The organism is Flagellimonas baculiformis (genome assembly GCF_033441575.1).
Lineage (GTDB): Bacteria > Bacteroidota > Bacteroidia > Flavobacteriales > Flavobacteriaceae > Flagellimonas > Flagellimonas baculiformis.
In genome coordinates this window covers 17,913-40,754 of record NZ_JAUZVW010000001.1, presented here as the reverse complement: position 1 = coordinate 40,754, position 22,842 = coordinate 17,913, and the positions used below count along the sequence as shown (strand labels likewise).

Genomic DNA, 22,842 nt, shown 5'->3' with positions numbered 1-22,842 from the left:
CTATGACGAATGGCGGACTTCAATATCAATTTGCCCGACTCAGCATTGCTGAGAAACTGATCGCTGTCAACGTCCTGATTTTTCTTCTGGACGGATTGTCAACAGCCTTGCTGGGCTATTCGGTGTCCCACTGGTTTCATTTGCCCAAGGATTTTTTGGAATTTGTAGGGCAGCCGTGGTCTCTGGTCACCTATTCTTTTTTTCATGCAGGATTGGGGCATATCTTTTGGAACATGCTCATGCTCTATTTTGCCAGTCGCATCTTCTTGAACCTTTTTGATGCCCAAAAGTTCATCAACGTATATTTTTTGGGTGTCATCGTGGGCGGACTGGTCTTTCTGCTCAGTTACAATGTGTTCCCAACGCTGTTGAACACCAATACGGCCCTTATTGGTGCATCGGCGGGGGTGACGGCCGTACTGATCTTTGTGTGTACGTACATCCCCAATCAGGAGGTCAGGGTAATTTTCTTCAACATCAAACTATGGTATGTGGGGGCGTTCTTCGTTTTGGTGGATCTGATCCAGATACCCTATGGCGCGAATATTGGAGGACGGTTGGCCCATTTGGGCGGTGCTTTCCTAGGGTATATGTATGCCCGTCAACTCTTCAAGGGCAATGATATTGGTGCTGGCTTCACCAAGTTGAGAAACTCCATTGCACAACTGTTCAAGCCAAAAGAGAAAAAGGCTCCGATGAAGACCGTATATAGAAAAAATACTGCCGCGGATACCCAGGCAGATTATGATAGGCAGGCCAGACAACGCAAGATCGATACCATTTTGGACAAGATCAGCAAGTCGGGTTATGAGAGCCTGTCCAAAGAAGAAAAGGACTTTTTGTTTAAAGCAGGTAAGGAAGATTGATACATAAAATCAACATCAATGCTGGATAGGATAATTCTTGCCATCAATATTTTGATTGCGCTTTTATTGGGCATCATATCCATTTTTTCTTTTTTGCCGTTTCAGCCAATACCAGTCCTTTCCGTCCTGAGCCTCTTTGTGCCTTTTCTTTTCATACTTAATATCTTGTTTCTGCTGTACTGGTTGTTCAGAAAAAGAAAAAGGGCGGTTTATTCTTTATCGGCATTGCTCGTAGGATACATTTCCTTTGGTTTTTTCTACGGCTTTTCCAAAAGTGATACGATAAAAGATGAGCCCACTGATCTGAAAATAATGACCTACAATGTTTGGGGCTTTAATAAAAATGGATGGATCAAGGAACCCGGTGTAGGGGATAGCATAATTGAATTTATCAAGAAAGAGAATCCTGATATCCTTTGTATCCAAGAGTATGATAGGAATCGCCATCGTCAATTGCGCCAATATCCCTACAGAAGTGAAACCCCATACCCTGCGAGGCGTACAACACAGGCCATTTTTTCAAAATATCCGATAATCGGTAATGGTTCGTTGGATCTGCCAGGAACCATCAACAATATCATCTATGCAGATATAGTGCATGGAGCGGACACCATACGGGTATATAACATCCATTTACAGTCCTTCAACATTGTCCCGAGAGCTGCTTCCTTTTCCAATGGCGACAAATCCGAAAAAGCATACAGGCGTTTGGTGAATACGTTCACCAAGCAACTGGAACAGGCAAAAATTTTTAGGGAGCATATTGAGAAGAGTCCTTTCACGAACATCGTTTGTGGTGATTTCAATAACACCCAATTTTCAAATATCTATAAAATGGCCAAAGGCGATTTACAAGATACTTTTTTGGAAAAAGGAGAGGGGTTTGGTCGAACTTATGACCTGTTCAAATTCCCAATCAGGATAGACTATATCTTGAGCGATTCTGATTTTGAAGTTCTTGACCATGAAAATTTCAACAAAAGGCTGTCCGATCACTATCCTGTGATGGCCACGCTACGCCTCAATTCACATCAATAGACAGTCCAGCATGTCCGCCACAATGTGGATGATGAGCGCTAGACCAATGATCCTAGTGGGTTTGAAAAAGGGAAGGATGCAATACACCAAAATGGCCCAATAACTGTGCAAAGGATGGAAACCGATACTGCAACGGTTCGGGTCGAATAAAGGGTCTGCCAGCAGATGGTCCACATCGATAAGAATGCCTGCCAATAAGATCAATGCAATTTTTAATCGGTTGCCCTTAAAAAACCAGACGGCAATAAGGATGGGCACCAAGAAATGGATGCTATAATGGACCATGTGCCTAAGCATGGGACAAATCCAAAGTTTGGTTCTTCAGGTAGGTAAGGGCATTGGTACCCTCGTTGAACAAAAGGTCCAATATGCTCAGGTCGGGAATGAACCCATGCCGCTCCTCGAACACTTGTGGGTAGGGCTCCAAGTGTATTTTTCCTTTTCGTTTGGCCTCTACCAAAAAACGAGCATCAACAAGGTCGATAGGCTCCATTTGGAACTTCTCGGTCTTTGTGTAAGGCAGATCAACCCCGATACAGCTGCTGATCACCTCAATGGTCTTTAGGTTGAAATCAAACAAAGAGATATCGGTTCCTTCATACAGTGGTCTTATCTCATCTTCATAGAATTCAAAGAAAGGGGATGTTCTGTAGGCTGTTTCCAAGGTGCGCCAGTGCTGTTTTTTCCAGGGATAGCTGTTGTCCATTTCCACATCGGCATATTTTTGCCTGCCCTCATCACCACCAACATGTTTGATGGGAATGTTGAGCATGTGTTTTCCCTTGTCCGTACAGATGTAGCACCGGTTTCGGTAGGTCTGCTTCTGAAAATTGTCCTTGGTTTCCCAGACCACATCATTTTGCACCATGGCGGCAAATGAGGCCACGTTCGGAAAATAGGTGGGGTGGAGCAATATTTTCAAAGGAAACGGATTAAGGGTTATTCAGCCTTTTTCTTCTTTCGCTTTCGGAAGAAATCAAACACAAACCATCCAACCAACAAGATCAGAAAATATTTGAGGTAGGAAACAGGTTCCCCACTGCCGCCCACGGTGGTGAAGACACGCTCCCATCGGGGTCTCCAATTGGCAATGCCTTCCGTGAAATTGTCAAAACTCATCCATAGGAAAACGGGTTTGCCCACAATATGGTCGGCAGGCACATAGCCCCAGGTCCTACTGTCCTCGGAATGGTCACGGTTGTCCCCCATCATCCAGTAATAATCCTGTCTGAAGGTGTAGGAGTTGGCTTCCTGTCCATTGATGAAGACCTTGTTTCCTGTCACCTTCACATCATTGTGCTCATAGTCCCTGATGATTTTTTTGTACAAGGGAATGGTCTTGGAGTTGATTTCCACCGTAGCTCCCGCTTTTGGAATGTAAATGGGCCCAAAATTGTCATTGTTCCACGGATAGAGGTTGGGTTTTTGCGGAAAGGCTCCTCCATATTTCCCTTTGGGTTCAACGGTCATCACCACCGAGTCAATCGCTGGGTTTTGGCGTAGTTTTTCCACCATTTCGGCAGTCATGTTGGCAATCCGTGACAAAGGTTTTTCCTCGGTCAAGGAAAGCCTCAATTGTCGAATGACTTCGGTAGGGATTCCTTTTTCTTGTGTAATCAGTTCTATTTTGCCATCCTTTGTACGGTTGGCGCCCATGGCGTAAGGTGCCAAGGCATTATACTGGGCTTCGTTTATACTGGTGGCAATGTATTTGCGCAAATAGTCTGATGCATCCACTTCCTCCAAATAGCGACTGGACACGCCATTTTTGGCATACACCTCATAATTGTACATGGGTTTGGCCCTGTCCGAAAGCTGCAATTTTTTTCCATTGATGTGCACAAAGCCATCAACCACGGAAAGGGAATCCCCAGGCGTTCCTACACAACGCTTCACATAATTGGATTTCTTGTCTATAGGTTTTATGACCGCTTTTTGTGCTTTGAAAAACTGATACAAAGTATCCGAGGGCAGACTAAAGACCACAATATCGTTCTTCTTCACTTCTTCAAAACCGGGCAAGCGCATGTAAGGCAATTGCAGTTTGTTGATCCACGAAGTCTTGGCGGTTTCGGGATTCACATCGGCCACATAGGACCTCGTCTTAAGAACGGGAAGTGTATCGTGCACCATTGGGGCGGCCAAGGTGGTCATGGGCACCCGGGCACCATAATGGAACTTGCTCACAAAAAGGAAGTCCCCGACACGGAGGGTGCGCTCCAAAGATCCCGTCGGAATTACATAGGGCTGGATGAAATAGGTGTGCACCAAGGTTGCGGCCACGATGGCAAAGACAATGGAACTGACCCACTCGCCCAGACCGGTTTTTGGTTTTAGGCTACGGTCTTCGATATAGGTAACATCCTCTACGTAGTTGATGTAATAAATGTAAAACCCAAGGGTAAGGATGACCAACCACGTGTCCAAGAGGGAGCTCTTGCCAAAACTTCGGATGGTCTCCACCCAAACCACAGGAAACATCAATAAATTGATGATGGGGATGAACAACAAGATGACCCACCACTTGGGCCTGCTGATGATTCTCATCAATACAATCCCGTTATACACAGGAATGGCGGCTTCCCAAGCCTTTCGCCCTGCTTTTACATATAGTTTCCAAGTACCCAAAAAATGGATGATCTGGATGATCAGGATAAAAATGATCCACTGTGTACCGTCCATATTATATTTTCTTTGTTAGACTGATCGCCTAAATTGTTGTTACGTTTTTTAGCTTAGGTTTAACACGTCCTTCATTGTAAAGACACCTGTTTTACCTTGGATCCATTCCGCTGCGATCACGGCCCCAAGGGCAAAACCCTGCCTGTTGTGTGCCGTGTGCTTTATCTCGATGCTGTCCACATCACTTTCGTAGCAAATGCTATGGGTGCCGGGCACCATGCCCTCCCGGATTGATTTGATGGGAATGGTCTTTTCATCCGCTGTGTCCAATTTCCAATCCCTGTACGAAGAGTTCCCAATGATCCCTTCGGCCAAGGTGATGGCAGTTCCGCTGGGTGCATCCAGCTTTTGGGTATGGTGGATCTCCTCCATGGAAACCTTGTACTGCTCCAATTGGGCCATCATTTGGGCCAAATACGAATTCAGTTCAAAAAAGATGTTCACACCCAAACTGAAATTGGATGCGTAGATGAAGGCTCCTTTGTTTTCCATGCATTGTTCCACGGCTTCATCATACTGCGAAAGCCAGCCAGTAGTTCCACTGATGACCGGAACATCGTTTTTGAAACAGTTGGTGATATTTTCAAAGGCGGCACCGGGCGTACTGAAATCTATGGCAACATCCATGGCGCCATAATCCACATCTGCCGTGCCAACATCTATTTTTGCCACAATGGTATGGCCTCTTTCTTGGGCGATTTGCTCAATCATCTTTCCCATTTTGCCATAACCGAACAGCGCAATGTTCATATATTAAAATTTTACGACCAGGGCCATTCCATAATTGGGTTGGTTGGTCACGGGGTTTACATCTATATAAGGTTGAAAATCAACCGCGAGATTGTCGTCAACATTATATTGCTTCAGGTGCGCGTCCACATTGGCATCTATGATGTTCAGGGCATAGAGCGCAATGGTGATCACAAGGGCCAGGTCCCGGTCCCTTTGGGTATTCTCTTGTGCTTCCTCTAGGGCCTCGTCGGAAATACGGCCAAAAAATTCATCGTCGGTAAAGCCTGCCAACCGCCGTTTGAAGGCGTTTCTGGCCCTCTTGTATTCGGTGTTGTTATAGGAATACACGTAGATTCCGGTTCCAATGGCACCCCAGACAATGGGAGCTTTCCAGTAGCGTTTGTTGTAGATTTGCCCAAGACCGGGAAGTACGGCCGAATAGAATGCAGCTTTGCTGGGAGCAAGCGGGTTCACACGTTCCCTTTTGGTCACCTCCTCAAAAGTGATGCCTTCGCCCTCCATTTTTTGGGCCAGGGAATCCACTTCTTGGGGTTGGGGTTCTTCCTTGACTGTTTCCTCTTTTTCTTGGGAAAAACCAATGTGCAGAAACAACAAGGCAAAGAACAAAAAGAGAAGGTTTTTATTCACCTGTCAACAATTTTTTTATTCGCTTGAATTCCTCTTCGGAATGGAAAGGAATCACGATCTTGCCTTTTCCGTTGCTGGAAGCGGAAATGTCCACTTTAGCGGAAAGGTGTTCTTTGATGGCTTCAATGCTTTTGGATACAAATCCAGGAACATCCTTGCTGCCTTTTTTCTTCGGTGCCGCCGTTTGGCTTTCGGGCTCCTTGTAGGCTTTCACCAATTGTTCGGTATCGCGGACGGAAAGGCCATCGGAAACAATTTTTTCGTAGATGGAGATCTGGTCCTTTTTCTTGTCGATGTTGATGAGTGCCCTGCCGTGTCCCATGCTGATGAACCCGTCCCTCATCCCTGTTTGGATGATGGGGTCCAGTTTCAACAAGCGCAGGTAATTGGTGATGGTGGAGCGTTTTTTTCCAACGCGATCGCTCAGTTTTTCCTGGGTGATCTGGATCTCGTCGATGAGTCGCTGGTAGGAAAGTGCTATTTCTATGGGGTCAAGATCTTGCCTTTGGATGTTTTCCACCAAGGCCATTTCCAAGGACTCTTGATCATTGGCGATGCGGATGTAGGCAGGAATGGTCTCCAGTCCGACCAGTTTGGAGGCACGGTACCTTCGTTCCCCGGACACCAACTGGAATTTGTTGAAATCCAGTTTTCTAACGGTGATGGGTTGGATGATACCCAATTCCCGAATGGAACTGGCCAATTCCTCAAGAGCTTCATCATTGAAGTTGGATCGGGGCTGGAACGGGTTCATCTCTATGGATTCGATGTCCAGTTCCACCACATTTCCTATCACCTTGTCCGCATTTTTGTCCGAAACGGATTGGATATCGTTCTCGGGATCTTTCAATAGGGCGGACAGGCCTCTTCCCAAAGCCTGTTTTTTAGTTGCTTTCGCCATTTAAACTTTCTCCTTGTTTTTCTTCAAAATTTCATTGGCCAAGTTAAGGTAATTGGAGGCACCTTTGCTGCTGGCATCATATTTTATGATGCTCTCTCCATAACTTGGGGCTTCACTCAATCTCACATTTCTTTGGATGATGGTGTCGAACACCATATCGGCGAAATGTTTTTTCACTTCTTCCACAACTTGGTTGGACAAACGGAGCCTGGAATCGTACATGGTCAGTAGCATACCTTCGATGTCCAGGTCGTTGTTATGTATTTTTTGTACGCTTTTTACGGTATTCAATAGCTTACCAAGACCTTCCAGCGCAAAATATTCGCATTGGATGGGAATCATGACCGAATCTGCCGCGGTAAGGGCATTCAAGGTCAAAAGGCCCAGGGATGGGGCACAATCGATCAAGACAAAATCATATCGGTCACCAAGGTCCTTGAGGGCTTCTTTCATCATGTATTCCCTATTGTCCTTGTCCACCAATTCTATTTCGATGGCCACAAGGTCAATATGTGCGGGAACTAGATCAACATTGGGGGAATCTGTCTGGATGATGACCTCGTCCACGCTCATGGTATGTTCCAAAAGTTGGTAGGTGCCATATTCCACGGAATCCACATCGATGCCAAGGCCAGATGTTGCATTGGCCTGGGGGTCGGCGTCGATCAACAATACTTTCTTTTCCAATACGCCAAGGGAGGCTGCAAGGTTTACCGTAGTGGTCGTTTTGCCCACACCGCCCTTTTGGTTCGCGATAGCAATAATCTTGCCCATTTCATAGTAAGTTAGGTGCTAAAAATACGATTATTTAAGATGCCAGAAAATGTATTTTGTTAACAAGGGGTGAATAACGGCCGCTTTGGGCGTTAAAGAAAGTTAAAGTTATCTGTATTAGATCGTTAAGCCATTAGCCCATCAAAATGTTGAGTATTTCAATGGCGGCATCACTTATCTTGGTGCCGGGCCCGAACACCGCTACGGCGCCGTGTTCCAACAGGTGTGGGTAATCCTGTTTGGGGACAACACCGCCCACGATCACCATGATATCCTCCCGTCCCATTTTTTTCAGTTCTTGGACCACTTCCGGGACCAAGGTTTTATGGCCTCCGGCCAGGGACGAGATGCCCAGTACATGCACGTCATTCTCCACGGCTTGTTTGGCCACTTCCGAAGGGGTCTGGAACAAGGGGCCTATGTCCACATCAAAACCGAGGTCGGCATAGCCTGTGGCCACCACCTTTGCCCCGCGATCATGTCCGTCTTGACCCATTTTGGCCACCATGATCCTGGGGCGACGGCCTTCCTGAATGGCAAATTCATCGGCCATTTTTCGGGCTTTTTCAAAGCTTTCGTCGTTCTTGATTTCTTTGGAATACACTCCGGAAAAGGATTGGATTTTTGCTTTGTAGCGTCCAAAGGCACTCTCCATGGCATCACTGATTTCCCCCAGCGTAGCACGTTCTTTGGCCGCTTCCACTGCTAAAGCTAACAAATTTTCACGGTCGGTCTCCTGTTGCACTGCTTTTTTGGCCGCAGCCCTTATGTTTTCCAGAGCTTTTTCGACCGCAACGGTATTTCGGGTGGATTTGATGTGTTGCAGACGCTCCATTTGCTGTTTGCGGACCTTTACATTGTCCACTTCCAGAATTTGGAGCTCGTCCTCATTCTCCAATTTGTATTTGTTCACGCCCACAATAACATCCTGTCCACTGTCTATCCGGGCCTGCTTTTTGGCTGCAGCCTCCTCAATGCGCATTTTGGGGATGCCCGCCTCGATGGCCTTGGTCATTCCACCCAATTTCTCAATTTCCGTGATGAGTTCCCAGGCCTCTTCGGCGATTTCTTGGGTCAGTTTTTCAACAAGATGGCTACCGGCCCAAGGGTCCACTGTTTTCGTGATATGGGTTTCAAGCTGAAGATAGATCTGTGTGTTCCGTGCAATACGCGCAGAAAAATCCGTGGGAAGGGCAATGGCCTCGTCCAGCGCATTGGTGTGTAGGCTCTGTGTTCCGCCCAAGGCCGCTGCCATGGCCTCAATGGTGGTCCTTGCCACATTGTTGAAGGGGTCTTGCTCGGTCAAGCTCCAGCCACTGGTCTGGCTGTGGGCACGCAGCATGGACGATTTTTCATTTTTCGGTCTGAATTGCTGCACCAGTTTGGCCCAAAGCATGCGGCCTGCACGCATTTTGGCAATTTCCGTGAAATGGTTCATCCCTATCCCCCAGAAAAAGGAAAGTCGGGGGGCGAAGTCGTCTATTTTCATGCCGGCCTTGATCCCGGTCCGGATGTATTCGGTCCCATCGGCCAAGGTGTAGGCCAGTTCCATGGCCGCAGGGGCACCAGCTTCGTGCATGTGATAACCGGAAATGCTGATGCTGTTGAACTTCGGCATATGTTTGCTGGTGAACTCGAAAATATCGGCCACCAACTGCATCGAGGGCGTGGGAGGGTAGATGTAGGTGTTCCGTACCATGAACTCCTTCAAAATATCGTTTTGGATGGTCCCCGAAAGTTTTTCCATGGGCACGCCCTGTTCCAGTGCCGCCACAATGTAGAAGGCCATAATGGGTATCACGGCGCCGTTCATGGTCATGGAAACGGACATTTGGTCCAGCGGAATGCCATCGAAGAGGATTTTCATGTCCTCCACAGAATCTATGGCGACCCCTGCCTTGCCCACATCTCCTACAACACGTTCATTATCAGAATCATATCCGCGATGGGTTGGCAGGTCAAAGGCAACGGAAAGTCCTTTTTGCCCTGCTTCCAAGTTTCTACGGTAGAAGGCATTGCTCTCTTCGGCAGTGGAAAATCCAGCATATTGACGGATGGTCCATGGTCTGCTCACGTACATGGTGGAGTAGGGGCCCCGAAGGAAGGGGGAGATGCCGGCAGCGAAATTGGCATGCCTATAGTTAGGAGTTATGGGTTTTGAGTTATGAGTTTCACCCAACTCTGAACTCAATTCCAAATGTTGAAGGTCCTTTCTACTCATTGTCCAATCGTTTTTGTTCGATAGCTTCGGCCAATCTTTTTTCAATGATGGGTTCAATGATCGTTTTTCGGGGCTGGGTCTTCACAAAGGGATACAGCTCCAGGTCATCTTTCATACGATCTTGGAGGTTCTGGTATTTGTTCGTTCCCAATGATATGATCTTCCCTTCATCAAAAAGCTGTTGTTCCTTTGCGGCACTTTCCTTGATTTTTTGCTGTATGGTTCCTTTTTTCAAGGCGTCCAAAAATCCCCCTGAAGCCTCTATCTGTTTGAACAGTGTCAAGGCCTTTTCCCCCAGTTGTTGGGTGAGCGATTCGATGTAGTAAGCTCCTTCCGAAGCATTTGAAGTGCTGTCAAAATAGCTCTCCTCTTTCAGCAACAGCAATTGGTTTCGGGCCAAACGGTTGCCAAATTCATTGTCCTTATGGTAAATGGCATCATAAGGAAGGTTGCATACCGTATCGGCACCGCCCAGTACGGCAGACATGCATTCGGAAGTGGTACGGAGCATGTTCACGTTGTAATCGTACAGGGTCTTGTTCCGTTTGGTGGGCACGGCAAGGATATGGCAATCATTTTTCAGACCGTATGCAACGGCCAACGTGTTCCAGAGCCAACGCAATGCTTTCAATTTTGCTATTTCAAAGAAATAGTTGCCGTCCACGGCCACTTTGAACACGATTGGAAAAGATCCCTCGACTGCGCTCGGGATGACATGCGCAAAATGGTTCAGGTACTCATTGGCATGGGCCAATCCATATGCTAATTGTTGCACCTTGTTTGCACCTGCGTTCTGATAATGGGAAACATCGACACCCAATATTGGAAAGTTGCCCAATGCGTAGATTTCCTTGAGCAGGTCATGGTCCTTTTCCAGGTTGTGGAACCAGTTTCCATCTTTGGTCAAATGCCCAATGATGTCTAAGTGGAGAAATATATTGGCTTGTTGGCCACCAGTGATGGACAACAGCCGTTTGATGGGTTCCACTTCCAAAAACCCGAAATTGAAATGGACCGGGGTTGTCTCCAAATCGATTTGGGCGAGAAGGGCCGAGAAATCTGTTTTTGGGTCGGGAATGGTAAAAATCAAGCTGCCAGCTCCCTTTTTGAGGGCGTTCAAGGCCTTTGCATTTGCTTTTTTAGGGTCTCCGGCATAGACGGTCTCCGCAATTTGCCACGTATGGCCTTCGGGAAGGGGAAAGGTCTTGGTGCTTTCCATGTCCTCCGAGTGGTAGAAGGGCTTTACCTTGATGCCCTCCAACGATTCCCAGACGAGGGTGTCGTTATAGTCGGCCCCTTTTAGGTCATACTGGATCTTCTGTTTCCACTGTTTTGCGGAAACTTCGGGAAATTCGTCAAATAGGCCACTGTCAGTCATCTTGTTTGTTTTTCAAACTGTCCTCGTACTCAATCAGGAAAATTTCCTCGTTTTCCTTTTTCATGTAATATTTTTCGCGGGCCAGTTTTTCCAATTCATTTTTGTCCGACATCTTTTTGAGGATTTCCTTGTCCTTCGCAATCTCCTCTTTGAGGAAATCCTTCTGTTTTTCCAGTTTTTTGATCTCGTTTCGCAACTCTAGGTGGATCAATAGGGAATTGGTGTCGAAAAAGGCCATCCATATCACAAAAATGGTCAGTACCAAAATATACGTATTGGTAAAGACTTTGAACCATTTTTTCTGTTTTAATTCCTTCAGGCCCATGGCTATGCCAGTTTATTGTTGATGATGGTCCGTACAATATCCACGGCCACCGTGTTGTAGTGGTTGTTCGGGATGATGATGTCCGCAAACTCCTTGGAAGGTTCAATGAACTGTTCGTGCATGGGCTTTACGGCGGTCTGGTAGCGGGTGAGCACCTTGTCCAGGTCGTGCCCCCGTTCCCTGATGTCGCGCTGCAACCTGCGGATCAACCGCTCATCGGAGTCGGCATGCACAAAAATTTTGATGTCGAACAGATCGCGGAGCTTTGGATTGCTCAATACCAAAATCCCCTCTACGATCATCACCTTTCGGGGAGGGGTCGGTACCGTCTCTTCCAAACGTGTTTCCTCCACAAAGGAATATACCGGCATCTGGATGGTCTTTCCTTCCCTCAGTTGCATCATATGGGAGATCAAAAGGTCGAAATCAATGGAGTTCGGATGGTCAAAATTGACTTTTCCCCGCTCCTTTCGGTCCATGTGGGAAAGGTCGTTGTAATACGAGTCCTGTGAAATAACACCTACCTCGTTTTCAGGAAGTTGGTCAACAATTTGATTGACGACCGTCGTTTTTCCACAACCGGTGCCCCCGGCAATCCCTAAGATCAGCATACGAACCAATTTAACCCCAAAAATAAACATTTGAATATATCTGTTGCCCATTCAAATGTCAGTATGATGGCAAAATCATGCCCATCCACAAATCACAGCCTAGGATAACGGGAATGTCTTGTGCAATTCCAAACCAATACCCTTATATTTATCAAACTAACTAAAGGTTATATCTATGGATGGTTCGTACTCGGTAAAAGTGGACGACAATGCTGGGTTTACGTTTTCCCAAGAACAGATTGCGGCATTGGATTTGATCAAAACTGGCAAGACTGCCTTTCATTTGCTTCAAGACGGGCAATCCTACCATGTAAAAATCCTGGAATCCGATTTCAATGCGGGCACCTATACCATTTCCGTCAATGGAAGTGAATACTCGGCATCCGTCCACACGCCATTGGATGAACTCATTCTGAAAATGGGTTTTGCCACCAACGGGGCCAAGAACATCGACTCCATTTCCGCCCCCATGCCAGGCCTTATCTTGGATATTTTGGTAAAGGAAGGGCAAGAAGTGGACGAAGAGGACCAACTGTTGGTCTTGGAGGCCATGAAAATGGAGAACATCATCACTTCGCCGAGAAAAGGAGTGATCAAACAGGTGGCCGTGAAGCAAGGTGATACGGTTGATAAAAAACAATTGTTGATAGCGTTCGAATAACATCATATGAAAAAGATACTGATTGCCAACCGCGGCGAGATTGCGGTCCGTGTGATGAAAACCGCCAAAAAAATGGGTATCCAAACCGTGGCCCTATTTTCAAAAGCAGATAGGAGCGCACCCCATGTGAAGTTTGCCGATGAGGCTGTTTGCATAGGCGAGGCGCCCTCCAACCAATCCTATTTGAGAGGAGATAAGATCATTGAAGTGGCCAAGGCGCTCGGTGTCGATGGTATCCACCCCGGATATGGTTTCCTGAGCGAGAACGCAGAATTTGCCGAAGCTGTTGAAAAAAGCGGGATCACCTTTATTGGCCCCAAATCCAAGGCCATCCAAATGATGGGGAGCAAATTGGCGGCCAAAGAGGCGGTCAAAGCTTACGATATTCCCATGGTCCCCGGCATAGACGAGGCCATTACCGATGTGGCCAAAGCCAAGAAAATTGCAAAGGAGGTGGGCTATCCCATATTGATCAAGGCATCCGCAGGCGGTGGGGGCAAGGGAATGCGTATTGTTGAGAAGGAGGAGGAACTGGAATCGGGCATGAAACGCGCCATCAGCGAGGCCACCTCTGCGTTTGGGGATGGTTCGGTCTTCTTGGAAAAATATGTGAAGTCCCCCAGACATATCGAAGTACAGGTGATGGCGGACACCCACGGGAATGTCCTTCACTTTTTTGAGCGGGAATGCAGTGTGCAAAGACGGCACCAAAAAGTAGTGGAAGAGGCCCCTTCCTCCATCTTGACCCCAGAACTGAGGGAAAAAATGGGCGTGGCAGCGACCAAAGTGGCCAATGCCTGCGATTATATCGGGGCCGGTACGGTGGAATTTCTGATGGACGCCGACCACAATTTCTATTTTTTGGAAATGAACACCCGTTTGCAAGTGGAACATCCCGTTACCGAAATGATCACAGGAGTGGATCTGGTGGAATTGCAGATTCGGGTGGCCCGTGGGGAAGAACTGCCCATGAAGCAGGAGGACCTGAAAATCCAAGGGCATGCCGTGGAACTCCGGGTGTATGCGGAAGACCCCTTGAACGATTTTTTGCCGAGCGTGGGCACCTTGGAAATATATAGACCTCCCAGCGGACAAGGTATCCGCGTGGACGATGGTTTTGAGGAAGGTATGGACGTGCCCATCTACTATGACCCCATGCTTTCCAAGCTCATTACCTATGGTAAAACTAGGGAAGAGGCCATAGCGCTGATGCTGGACGCCATCAAGGAATATAAGGTAAAGGGCGTACAGACCACATTGCCTTTCGGGAGTTTTGTCTTTGCCCATGAAGCCTTTCGGTCAGGCAATTTTGACACCCACTTTGTAAAAAACCATTATGCCCCCGACGACATCAAAGAGCGCAATGCCAAACAAGCCGAAGTAGCTGCACTGGTCGCACTCTATCAGTATTTGGAAGACAAAAAAAAAGTACGGTTGCCATCAAATTGAACCCATGGACGACAAAATAAAGACACTTCAGGATAAAATGGCCCAAACCCTTTTGGGGGGCGGGCAGAAACGGATTGAAAAACAGCATCAAAAGAAGAAATTGACGGCCCGTGAGCGGGTCCATTACTTTTTGGATGAAGGTTCCTTCGAAGAAATGGGCGCCTTGGTCACCCATCGGACCACTGATTTTGGAATGGACAAGGAGATTTGCTACGGGGATGGGGTGGTGACAGGGTATGGCACCGTGAACGGTAGGCTTGTGTATGTGTATGCCCAAGATTTTACGGTTTTTGGTGGTGCTTTGTCCGAGACCCATGCCGAAAAAATCTGCAAGGTGATGGACTTGGCCATGAAGGTCGGGGCGCCCATTGTGGGGCTGAACGATTCTGGAGGGGCAAGGATCCAGGAAGGAGTAAGGTCTTTGGGAGGCTATGCCGATATTTTTTACCGAAACGTACAGGCTTCGGGCGTGATTCCGCAGATTTCGGCCATTATGGGTCCCTGTGCCGGTGGTGCGGTCTATTCCCCGGCCATGACGGATTTTATCGTGATGGTGGAGGATACCAGTTACATGTTTGTCACAGGCCCGAATGTGGTGAAAACGGTGACCAATGAGGAGGTCACTTCCGAAGAATTGGGAGGGGCCAGCACACACGCAGCGAAGTCGGGCGTGGCACACCGGACGGCTTCCAACGATGCCACTTGCCTGGACGATATCAAACGATTGTTGGATTACCTGCCCCAGAACAATACCGAACGGCCCAAAATAAAACCGTATGAGCTTGGCGATGAGCTTCGGGAGCAGCTTTCCACCATTGTGCCCGACAACCCCAACAAGCCGTACGATATGCACGACGTGATCCATGGTGTCATCGACAACGATACGTTCTATGAAATCCACAAGGACTTTGCGGAAAACATCATCACAGGTTTTGCCCGTTTGGGAGGGCGAAGTATCGGAATCATTGCCAATCAACCCATGTTTTTGGCAGGGGTGTTGGATGTGCGAAGTTCACAGAAAGCGGCCCGTTTTACCCGTTTTTGTGATGCTTTCAACATTCCATTGCTCGTTTTGGTGGATGTCCCTGGATTTTTGCCGGGAACGGACCAGGAGTGGAGCGGGATTATCATGCATGGGGCCAAATTGCTCTATGCCCTGAGCGAAGCAACTGTGCCACGGGTGACGGTGATTACCCGAAAGGCCTATGGTGGTGCCTATGATGTGATGAATTCCAAGCACATTGGGGCCGACTTCAATTTTGCATGGCCCAGTGCCGAGATTGCCGTGATGGGGGCCAAGGGAGCCAGTGAGATCATTTTTAGGCGTGAGATTGCCGATTCAGACGACCCCGAAGCCAAACTGAAGGAGAAAGAGACCGAATATGCGGAAAAATTTGCAAACCCCTATCGAGCTGCGGAACGAGGTTTCATTGATGAGGTGATTTTGCCGAAGGACACAAGGCGCAAACTGTTGAAGGCTTTTGCCATGTTGGAAAAAAAGGAAGTGCGGACCCCATGGAAGAAGCATGGGAACATTCCGTTGTAGGCTTTGTAGTGGTTTGACACGAGTTTCATTAATATAGTTGTCAACTGTCAGGTCGAGCGCCCGCCTGCCGGACGGGCAGGCAGTCGAGACCTCAATCTAAGTCAGGATTATATGTATGGTGTGTGGCATTCCTGCACTCGGCCAAAATTTTTAGCAGATCATAGTCTCCATTGATCAGGGCCAATTTCTTTTGGGCGCTCCATTTCTTTATCTTCTTTTCAAAATAGATGGCCTGCAAAACATCATTGAATTCTTGTTGAAAAACGAGTTGTACGGGTCTTCTTCGATAAGTAAATGCAGATTTGTTCAAACCATTTTGGTGTTCAGCATATCTCCGGGAAATATCATCTGTGATGCCAGTATAGAACAATCCATCGGAACATTTCAATATGTAAACAAAATAAAGATTCATCTCATAAATGGGTCTCGACTGCGCTCGACCTGACATCCCAAACCTAACAAAATTTCAGTAATGGGTCTCGACTGCGCTCGACCTGACATTCCAAACCTGATGAAATTTTTGAGAAATTAATTTTGACAGCGCTCGATCTGACAACCCAAACCTAACGAAATTTTTGAAATCGATACGAAGATTTGGAAAAGGGATAAAAATGTATTTATTGACAAAACCTATATGAATATAACATTAAACCTATCTTAAAAGCTTTCTTGGTCCGTGGGCTATGCCTAATTTTGCGCCATGCAAAAAGAAACCCAAAAACCCCAATTTGAATTCGTGGCCATGATGGCCGCCTTGATGTCCATAGTTGCCTTGGCCATTGATGCCATTCTGCCCGCGATTTCAAATATCGGTGAGGCCATCAACAGTTTGGATCCAACGGACAATCAATTGTTGGTCACCATGATTTTCTTGGGCTTGGGTGTGGGGCAATTGTTCTTTGGGCCCATATCCGATAGTTTTGGCAGAAAACCTGTGGTGTATGTTGGGTTCACCATTTTTTTGGTGGCCAGCATCATCTGTCTTTATGCCCCATCATTGGAAGTCATGGTCGTTGGCAGGATTTTTCAGGGGATAGGACTTTCCGCTCCCCGAACTATCTCCATTTCCATCATCCGTGATACCTATGAAGGTGATTACATGGCCAAGATCATGTCGTTTGTGGTGGCTTTCTTCATTCTCGTGCCGGTTGTGGCCCCTGCCATAGGCAAATTGATACTGGATGCCGCAGGATGGCAGGCCATTTTTTACGTACAATTGTTTTTTGCCCTCATGGTGGCCATTTGGTTTTGGAAGCGACAGCCAGAGACCTTACACCCCGAATACAAGATTCCGTTTTCGGGCCATGTCTTTATCGATGGTCTCAAGGAATTTGTAAAACATAGGGAAACGGTTGCCTTTACCTTGACCTCTGGATTGGTCACCGGGGCATTCTTGGTCTATTTGAGCTCGGCCCAGCATATTTTTGAGGACCAATATGCGCTGAAGGAGATGTTCCCCTATATTTTTGCTGGCTTGGCCATTTCCATTGGGCTTTCCACTTTTTTGAACGGTACCTTGGTCATGCGTTTCGGGATGCGAAAACTTTCCTTGATGGCTACCATCGTGTTCTGTTCGGTGGCCCTACTGTATTCCTTTTTGTACCTGAACTCGCCCAATCCAAGCATCTATGTGTTGGTCGGGTTTCTGTCCGTGCAGTTCTTCTGTCTTGGGTTTATGTGGGGTAACTTCCGTTCCATTGCCATGGAGCCCATAGGACATATTGCAGGAATCGGGGCGGCCATCAATGGTTTTGTGTCCACCCTGCTCTCCATTCCCATTGCGACCTTCATCGGGGAATTTGTGAAAGATAGTGTATGGCCTCTTTTTGCTGGTTTGGCCATCTGCGGACTTTGCTCCCTTGCCATTTTTCTTATGGTGCGAAAGCCTCGAAGAAAAAGACTGGCCGCTGTTTAACCCTGGTTGGGAAGGAAAATCTCCCCACTGCAAGAATCTGATGTGGCACCAGTGACGGAACGCAACACATTGGTCTGGCCTTCCAAACGGAGCACGCCCATCAATGCAAAGACCAAGGCTTCTTTGTAAGCAATCAATGTTCTGCTCGGGACGACCACTTCCGTATGGGAGCCCAGCTTTTCTTGGAGGGTATCCATAAAGAATTGGTTGAGGGCCCCTCCACCTGTTGCCAATAATTTATTTTGGGATTTGCTTTGATGCTTATGGACCGAAATGGCAATCTGTTCGCAATTATGGTGGATAAAGGTGTGCAAAAGGTCAATCTCGGCACTTTTGGAAGCTTCGATCAAGGGAACAATCTCGCCAGTGAACCATTCATAGCCTGTGGACTTCGGATAGGGAAGCTGATAATACGCCAAGGCGTTCAGTTGTTGCAAAAGACCGTGGTTCAGTTTCCCGGAACGGGCCAATTTTCCATTTTCATCGTAGGCCAGGCCCATTTTATGGGTAATATAATTCAAGGGCATGTTGGCCAACCCGATGTCATAGGCAATCCGTTCCCCTTCTTTATCAAAAGAGATATTACTGATTCCACCCAAGTTCAGGCAAAAATCATATTCATGGAACAACAATTTGTCACCAATAGGGACCAAGGGGGCACCTTGTCCCTTTAGGGACACATCTTTGGTCCTGAAATCGCAGACCACTTTTTTTCCACTGGTATTCGCCAAAAGTTGTCCATCACCCAATTGAAAAGTGATGCCGTCGTGCGGTCTATGGTGGGACGTATGCCCGTGACTGGCAATAAAATCTATCTCTGGACCAAATTCTTCCATAAAACTTCTGGCCTGTTCCCCCAACCAAATACCATAATCCCTGTGCAACTGCGCATGGTCTTTTTCGGATAGGTAAATGGCATTTTTGAGTTGTTCCCTCATTTCATCGGAGTAGGCAATATCCTTGGTGTGTTTGATGGTGAAGTTCCAATGGCCATTTTCTTCCCAGATATGGCAAAGGGCCATGTCCAGACCATCCAATGATGTGCCTGACATCAACCCCAATACGTTATAGCTGCTCATCGTTTTTCTAGTTTAAGGATCAAAGAAACAGGTTTGCCCTCGTCGTTGGTTATTTCTTTGCAGTGGGTATTGATGTTTTTCAATTGGTTCAGCTCCGAGATCCAATCTTTGAATGTACGTGCGTACCACGAATGACCATCCGTAAAGTTGCCGGGCAACCCTTTCCAGGAGTCGGCCAGCCATTGGCTTTCGTAGGGCAATCCATTCTGTAGCAAAAAGAAAGGGTGAAGGGTCTGTATCACCAGGGTACCCTTCGGTGAAAGCTGTTGCAATGTGTGGGCCAATAGTTGCTGCAGTCCTTCCTTTAGATAAAGGCAAAAATTGAACACCGCGGCATCAAAAGGAGCATTAGGTATGGGTTTTCCTTCGATAATGTCTTCGTAGGTGAAAACATGGAAATCCGCCTCGCTATTTTTTCTGGCCTCCAAGACCAGACCTTCTATGGCATCCAGTCCGGTGGCCTGCCATCCCATTTTCTCCATTTCGCGGGTCAGCCAACCTTCACCACAACCAATATCCACGATTTTTTTGCCTTTCAATTGCCTGATGGTATCCAAAATGGCCACATTGGTGTATTTCCTTGATGGAATGCTATTGCTTTGAATGACCTTGACCCATTCCGAAGCATTTTTCTCCCACGATTTTAAAATGTCCTCGTTCATGCTTGAAACGTTTTGAGTTGGATGGGAAGTGTTCCATTTGCTAAAACCGTTCCTTTGAAATGCTCGATTGCTACTTCTTGAAATTCAGGAAAATCCTGATACACCACAACCACATTCGAGGTCGGTTTCAATCCTAAAAGGTCCAAAACATAGGGATTGCCAAAAAGATAGATCAAGGTGTTGTTTTCCTCGACCCATTTTTTGACGGTTTCCAATACGTTTTCATCAAACCCAAACTGGTCTTTGGGTTTCACGGCAGGAGGAAATAAGGAGAGAACCACATTTTTGGTGGTCTTGATCTTTTGGTCGATGATGTCCGTTTGCAAAGCAATATCCAGAGTTTCAATCCCAAATTCGTCCTTCAATTTTTGGGAAAAGATGTTTTCTTTCCCGTTGTTGCAGGATATGTTGAGGAATCCCTCTGCTTTGAATTTTTGAATGTCGTTTGGGTTTCCATAGAGCTCCGTGATGCTTTCGAGGGCTATCTTACGGTTCAATACAGATGCGGAGCCGTCATTGGGTGCGACCATCTCTTTTTCAGGGGAAAAGGCTTTTTTCTTCAATTGCCACACTCGGTCAAAACTTTCGTTGATTCGACCTTCAGAGGCCGTGTCCATTATCAGTTGTATCCCTTCTGCAACATTTTCACTAAAGCACAGTACGTCCATCCCTGCTTCAAAAGCGGCCTCTTCCAATTTTCCTTTTTGGTGATATTTTTTGGAGACGGCATGCATGTTCAAGGCATCTGAAATGATCACACCTTCAAAACCCATTTGTTTCCGAAGGAGATCAGTGATGATTTTTGATGAAGTGGTCGATGGATTTTCGGCGTCCAATTGAGGCAACAACAAATGGCCCACCATCACAGAGTCCACTCCTATGTTGATGAGTTCCTGAAAAGGGAACAGTTCGTTCTCTTTTAGCTCGGCCAATGATTTATCGATGACGGGCAGTCCCAAATGGGAATCGGTAGCCGTATCACCGTGACCGGGAAAGTGTTTGATGGAGTTCAGCGTCCCGGTACTTTTCATTCCCCGAATGAAAGCTTCGGATTTGGCCAGCACTTTTTCTTTGTTTTCCCCGAACGAACGATAGCCGATGACGGGGTTTTCAGGATTGTTGTTGATGTCCACTACTGGGGCAAGGTTCCACTGAATGCCAGCAGTCCTGCAATCCCATCCGATATGCTGTCCTACTTGATAGATGAGGTTTTCATCCCCGTTCAGGGCGCCCAAGGTGATGGCGTAGGGAAACTGGGGGGTATTCTCAATACGCATGGCCAACCCCCATTCGGCATCGATGGCTACCAAAAGCGGAACTTCAGCGGCTTTCTGATAGCGGGCAATGAGTTCTTTTAACCGATCGTAGCTTTTGGCATTGTGCACCACTTTTTTCTTCCCTTCAAAATTGGTGGCGGCACTGGCCCTACTGTGGAAAAAGCAGATAGACCCAACATGGTATTCTTTGATGAGCCTTTCCATTTTTTGGACTTCTTCCTCAGTATCGTTGATGAAAACGGCGGGCATGAACAATTGCCCTACTTTTTGTCTTAGGGTCAATTCTTTCTTTGGAAGCGTATAAGTTGGAAGGGTATCAGTCATTGGTGTCGATAGTTTTTTTGCCATAATCCGCAGGATATTTCAAAAAGCGCAGTACCACAAATGCGGGCAGGGCGGCGATCACGACCCAGGTAAAAAAGCCGCCATATCCCAACCATTCCTGTATGTATCCGCTGAGCATACCAGGGAGCATCATCCCGAGGGCCATGAATCCGGTGGCGATGGCATAGTGCGATGTTTTGGAGGCCCCTTCGGCCACATAGATGAGGTACATCATAAATGCAGCGAAACCAAAGCCATAACCAAATTGCTCGATCACCACGGTGCCCACCACGGCAAACATGCTGGTGGTCTGGGTTATCGCCAAAAGTGCATACAGGGCATTGGGCAGGTTCAGGGCCAGTAACATGGGCAGCATCCATTTTTTTAGACCATCTCTCGAGATCAGGATTCCGCCCAAGATTCCGCCCAAGGATAGCATGATGATGCCCACCGTGCCATAAATGGTGCCCACGGCTTCCGTTGAATAGGCCAGTCCGCCCACCTCGAGTTTATCCAAAAGGAAGGGGGAGGCCATTTTTACCAATTGGGATTCGCCCAAGCGGTAGGTGAGGATGAACAGGAGTGCCCAGCCTATCTGTTTTTTCTTGAAAAAGGAAGCGAACACTTCAAAAAAACCCACTTGTTTTTCTTTGGGTTGGGGTGCAGTTTCTTCAAACTTGGGCGTGGCAAAAAAGTTGGAAATGGTGAGGGCGATCATCAAAACGGCGGCACTGATCATGGTAATGGACCATGCTTTGGTGTTGTCACCATATCTGTTCTCCAAAAATCCAGCAAAAATGACCAAGAGCCCTTGCCCGGTCACCATGGCCAATCGGTAAAAAGTGCTGCGGAGCCCAATGAAGAACGATTGTTTTTTCTGGGTAAGGCCGATCATGTAATAGCCATCCGAAGCAATATCGTTGGTGGCGGAGGCGAAGGCGGCCATCCAGAAAAACGCCAAGGTGATGGTGAAAAAGGAATTGGAGGGCAGGAACAGCCCGATTCCCAAAAATGCAAGGGCGATGACCAATTGCATGCCCAGGAACCATTTTCGTTTGGTGCCGTTCAGGTCCACAATGGGGCTCCACAAGGGTTTGATGACCCAAGGCAAATAGAGCCAACTGGTGTACAGTCCTATTTCGGCATTGCCGATGCCCAAACGCTTGTACATGATCACGGAGACCGTGACCACCAGAATGTAGGGAATCCCTTGGGTAAAGTATAAAAAGGGAATCCACAGCCAGGCGTTTTTGTCTTTTGGAACTACATTCATTTGGGATGTTTTAATAGGTTCTGGTAGATGCTTTTTTCCGATTTCTCGATAATGGTGGCACCTACGGTTTTTTCGTAATAACTGGCAGGGCCAACCCCACCGATAATGGCGTAGGCATATCCCAATTCCTTCAGGGCGAGCAATGATTTCACCAAGAGGATCTTGCCCAAGTTTTTGCCCCTTTCGGAAGGAAGGACACCCGTAGGGCCAAAAAAGTTTTTTGCGGTACTCTCAAAACAGGCAAAACCCAAAATTTCCTGCTCCCGTTGGGCAATAAAACAATTCACGGGCAAGGCCGTGAAGGCAGCCTCGGTCTCATCTGCCCAGTTCGTACTAAAATGCTGACCGACCCACTGGACCACAATGCTCTTTTCGGGAGGGATGGGCCTTTTGAAAACGATGCCCTCTTTCTCCGAAAGTTCTTTTTCTTCTTTGGAGGTATCGGGGAGGTCCATAAGTCGAACAAGCATGTCGTGCATA

At 47.2% G+C, this 22,842-nt stretch carries 23 protein-coding genes; 6 read left to right on the top strand and 17 right to left on the bottom strand.

Annotated features, from left to right (window positions below):
- The first annotated feature begins 2 nt into the window (after positions 1 to 2).
- Together SD450_RS00155 and SD450_RS00150 are read left to right on the top strand one after the other, a co-directional pair.
- Positions 3 to 866, top strand: a complete 864-nt coding sequence (locus SD450_RS00155; protein ID WP_318342640.1) for a rhomboid family intramembrane serine protease — start codon at positions 3 to 5, stop codon at positions 864 to 866.
- A gap of 18 nt (positions 867 to 884) precedes the next feature.
- On the top strand, positions 885 to 1,904 hold the full coding sequence (locus SD450_RS00150) for an endonuclease/exonuclease/phosphatase family protein (RefSeq protein WP_318342639.1): 1,020 nt from the start codon (positions 885 to 887) through the stop codon (positions 1,902 to 1,904).
- On the opposite strand, the gene SD450_RS00145 is transcribed toward SD450_RS00150, so the two are convergent.
- The 11 genes from SD450_RS00145 to udk all read right to left on the bottom strand — a co-directional run bounded on the left by SD450_RS00145 (position 1,893) and on the right by udk (position 12,176).
- On the bottom strand, positions 1,893 to 2,201 hold the full coding sequence (locus SD450_RS00145) for a DUF6122 family protein (RefSeq protein ID WP_318342638.1): 309 nt from the start codon (positions 2,199 to 2,201) through the stop codon (positions 1,893 to 1,895). The two genes, SD450_RS00150 and SD450_RS00145, sit on opposite strands and share 12 nt — an antisense overlap.
- The gene (locus SD450_RS00140; RefSeq protein WP_318342637.1) at positions 2,194 to 2,826 is read right to left on the bottom strand and encodes a WbqC family protein; all 633 of its coding nucleotides are present in this window, start codon (positions 2,824 to 2,826) and stop codon (positions 2,194 to 2,196) included. The genes SD450_RS00145 and SD450_RS00140 overlap by 8 nt, the downstream gene beginning before the upstream one ends.
- Positions 2,827 to 2,843: 17 nt before the next feature.
- Positions 2,844 to 4,586: a signal peptidase I gene (lepB, locus tag SD450_RS00135; RefSeq protein WP_318342636.1), complete on the bottom strand. Its 1,743-nt coding sequence runs from the start codon at positions 4,584 to 4,586 to the stop codon at positions 2,844 to 2,846.
- Positions 4,587 to 4,634: 48 nt separating this feature from the next.
- A complete protein-coding gene (dapB, locus tag SD450_RS00130; RefSeq protein WP_318342635.1) occupies positions 4,635 to 5,336 on the bottom strand; it encodes a 4-hydroxy-tetrahydrodipicolinate reductase in 702 nt (233 codons plus the stop codon).
- Between the two features lie 3 nt (positions 5,337 to 5,339).
- Positions 5,340 to 5,966 carry a DUF5683 domain-containing protein gene (locus tag SD450_RS00125; protein ID WP_318342634.1) on the bottom strand — a complete coding sequence of 209 codons (627 nt, stop codon included), beginning with the start codon at positions 5,964 to 5,966 and terminating at the stop codon, positions 5,340 to 5,342.
- Positions 5,959 to 6,867, bottom strand: a complete 909-nt coding sequence (locus tag SD450_RS00120; protein WP_318342633.1) for a ParB/RepB/Spo0J family partition protein — start codon at positions 6,865 to 6,867, stop codon at positions 5,959 to 5,961. The genes SD450_RS00125 and SD450_RS00120 overlap by 8 nt, the downstream gene beginning before the upstream one ends.
- Positions 6,868 to 7,641 carry a ParA family protein gene (locus tag SD450_RS00115; protein WP_108423540.1) on the bottom strand — a complete coding sequence of 258 codons (774 nt, stop codon included), beginning with the start codon at positions 7,639 to 7,641 and terminating at the stop codon, positions 6,868 to 6,870. It abuts the gene before it with no gap.
- 133 nt (positions 7,642 to 7,774) lie between these two features.
- Positions 7,775 to 9,862 carry a methylmalonyl-CoA mutase gene (gene scpA / locus SD450_RS00110; protein ID WP_318342632.1) on the bottom strand — a complete coding sequence of 696 codons (2,088 nt, stop codon included), beginning with the start codon at positions 9,860 to 9,862 and terminating at the stop codon, positions 7,775 to 7,777.
- Positions 9,855 to 11,240, bottom strand: coding sequence for a methylmalonyl-CoA mutase subunit beta (locus tag SD450_RS00105; RefSeq protein WP_318342631.1), 1,386 nt, complete (start codon positions 11,238 to 11,240; stop codon positions 9,855 to 9,857). The genes scpA and SD450_RS00105 overlap by 8 nt, the downstream gene beginning before the upstream one ends.
- Positions 11,233 to 11,565 carry an FtsB family cell division protein gene (locus tag SD450_RS00100; protein ID WP_318342630.1) on the bottom strand — a complete coding sequence of 111 codons (333 nt, stop codon included), beginning with the start codon at positions 11,563 to 11,565 and terminating at the stop codon, positions 11,233 to 11,235. Before SD450_RS00100 ends, SD450_RS00105 begins: the two co-directional genes overlap by 8 nt.
- A gap of 2 nt (positions 11,566 to 11,567) precedes the next feature.
- Positions 11,568 to 12,176: a uridine kinase gene (udk, locus tag SD450_RS00095; RefSeq protein ID WP_318342629.1), complete on the bottom strand. Its 609-nt coding sequence runs from the start codon at positions 12,174 to 12,176 to the stop codon at positions 11,568 to 11,570.
- Positions 12,177 to 12,351: 175 nt separating this feature from the next.
- Here udk and SD450_RS00090 point away from each other — a divergent pair, with 175 nt between their 5' ends.
- From SD450_RS00090 to SD450_RS00080, 3 genes are read left to right on the top strand one after another with little or no spacing between them, the layout of a single operon-like run.
- Positions 12,352 to 12,837, top strand: a complete 486-nt coding sequence (locus tag SD450_RS00090; protein WP_318342628.1) for an acetyl-CoA carboxylase biotin carboxyl carrier protein subunit — start codon at positions 12,352 to 12,354, stop codon at positions 12,835 to 12,837.
- Between the two features lie 6 nt (positions 12,838 to 12,843).
- Positions 12,844 to 14,286, top strand: a complete 1,443-nt coding sequence (accC, locus tag SD450_RS00085) for an acetyl-CoA carboxylase biotin carboxylase subunit (RefSeq protein WP_318342627.1) — start codon at positions 12,844 to 12,846, stop codon at positions 14,284 to 14,286.
- A 4-nt stretch (positions 14,287 to 14,290) separates the two neighbouring features.
- The gene (locus SD450_RS00080; protein ID WP_318342626.1) at positions 14,291 to 15,832 is read left to right on the top strand and encodes an acyl-CoA carboxylase subunit beta; all 1,542 of its coding nucleotides are present in this window, start codon (positions 14,291 to 14,293) and stop codon (positions 15,830 to 15,832) included.
- 91 nt (positions 15,833 to 15,923) lie between these two features.
- Here SD450_RS00080 and SD450_RS00075 read toward each other — a convergent pair whose 3' ends face one another.
- Complete coding sequence (locus SD450_RS00075) at positions 15,924 to 16,244, bottom strand: GIY-YIG nuclease family protein (RefSeq protein WP_318342625.1); 321 nt, start codon at positions 16,242 to 16,244, stop codon at positions 15,924 to 15,926.
- Between the two features lie 288 nt (positions 16,245 to 16,532).
- On the opposite strand from SD450_RS00075, the gene SD450_RS00070 reads away from it, so the two are divergent.
- Entirely contained in the window at positions 16,533 to 17,747 is a 1,215-nt protein-coding gene (locus SD450_RS00070) for a multidrug effflux MFS transporter (RefSeq protein WP_318342624.1), read from the top strand.
- On the opposite strand, the gene SD450_RS00065 is transcribed toward SD450_RS00070, so the two are convergent.
- Genes SD450_RS00065 through SD450_RS00045 form a run of 5 tightly spaced genes read right to left on the bottom strand, consistent with a single transcriptional unit; the run spans position 17,744 to position 22,841 of the window.
- Positions 17,744 to 18,826, bottom strand: coding sequence for an anhydro-N-acetylmuramic acid kinase (locus SD450_RS00065; RefSeq protein ID WP_318342623.1), 1,083 nt, complete (start codon positions 18,824 to 18,826; stop codon positions 17,744 to 17,746). The genes SD450_RS00070 and SD450_RS00065 overlap by 4 nt on opposite strands.
- On the bottom strand, positions 18,823 to 19,488 hold the full coding sequence (locus SD450_RS00060) for a class I SAM-dependent methyltransferase (RefSeq protein WP_318342622.1): 666 nt from the start codon (positions 19,486 to 19,488) through the stop codon (positions 18,823 to 18,825). The genes SD450_RS00065 and SD450_RS00060 overlap by 4 nt, the downstream gene beginning before the upstream one ends.
- Positions 19,485 to 21,089 carry a glycoside hydrolase family 3 protein gene (locus SD450_RS00055; protein WP_318342621.1) on the bottom strand — a complete coding sequence of 535 codons (1,605 nt, stop codon included), beginning with the start codon at positions 21,087 to 21,089 and terminating at the stop codon, positions 19,485 to 19,487. Before SD450_RS00055 ends, SD450_RS00060 begins: the two co-directional genes overlap by 4 nt.
- A complete protein-coding gene (locus SD450_RS00050) occupies positions 21,082 to 22,362 on the bottom strand; it encodes an MFS transporter (RefSeq protein ID WP_318342620.1) in 1,281 nt (426 codons plus the stop codon). The genes SD450_RS00055 and SD450_RS00050 overlap by 8 nt, the downstream gene beginning before the upstream one ends.
- The gene (locus SD450_RS00045) at positions 22,359 to 22,841 is read right to left on the bottom strand and encodes a GNAT family N-acetyltransferase (protein WP_318342619.1); all 483 of its coding nucleotides are present in this window, start codon (positions 22,839 to 22,841) and stop codon (positions 22,359 to 22,361) included. Before SD450_RS00045 ends, SD450_RS00050 begins: the two co-directional genes overlap by 4 nt.
- Position 22,842 lies beyond the last annotated feature (1 nt).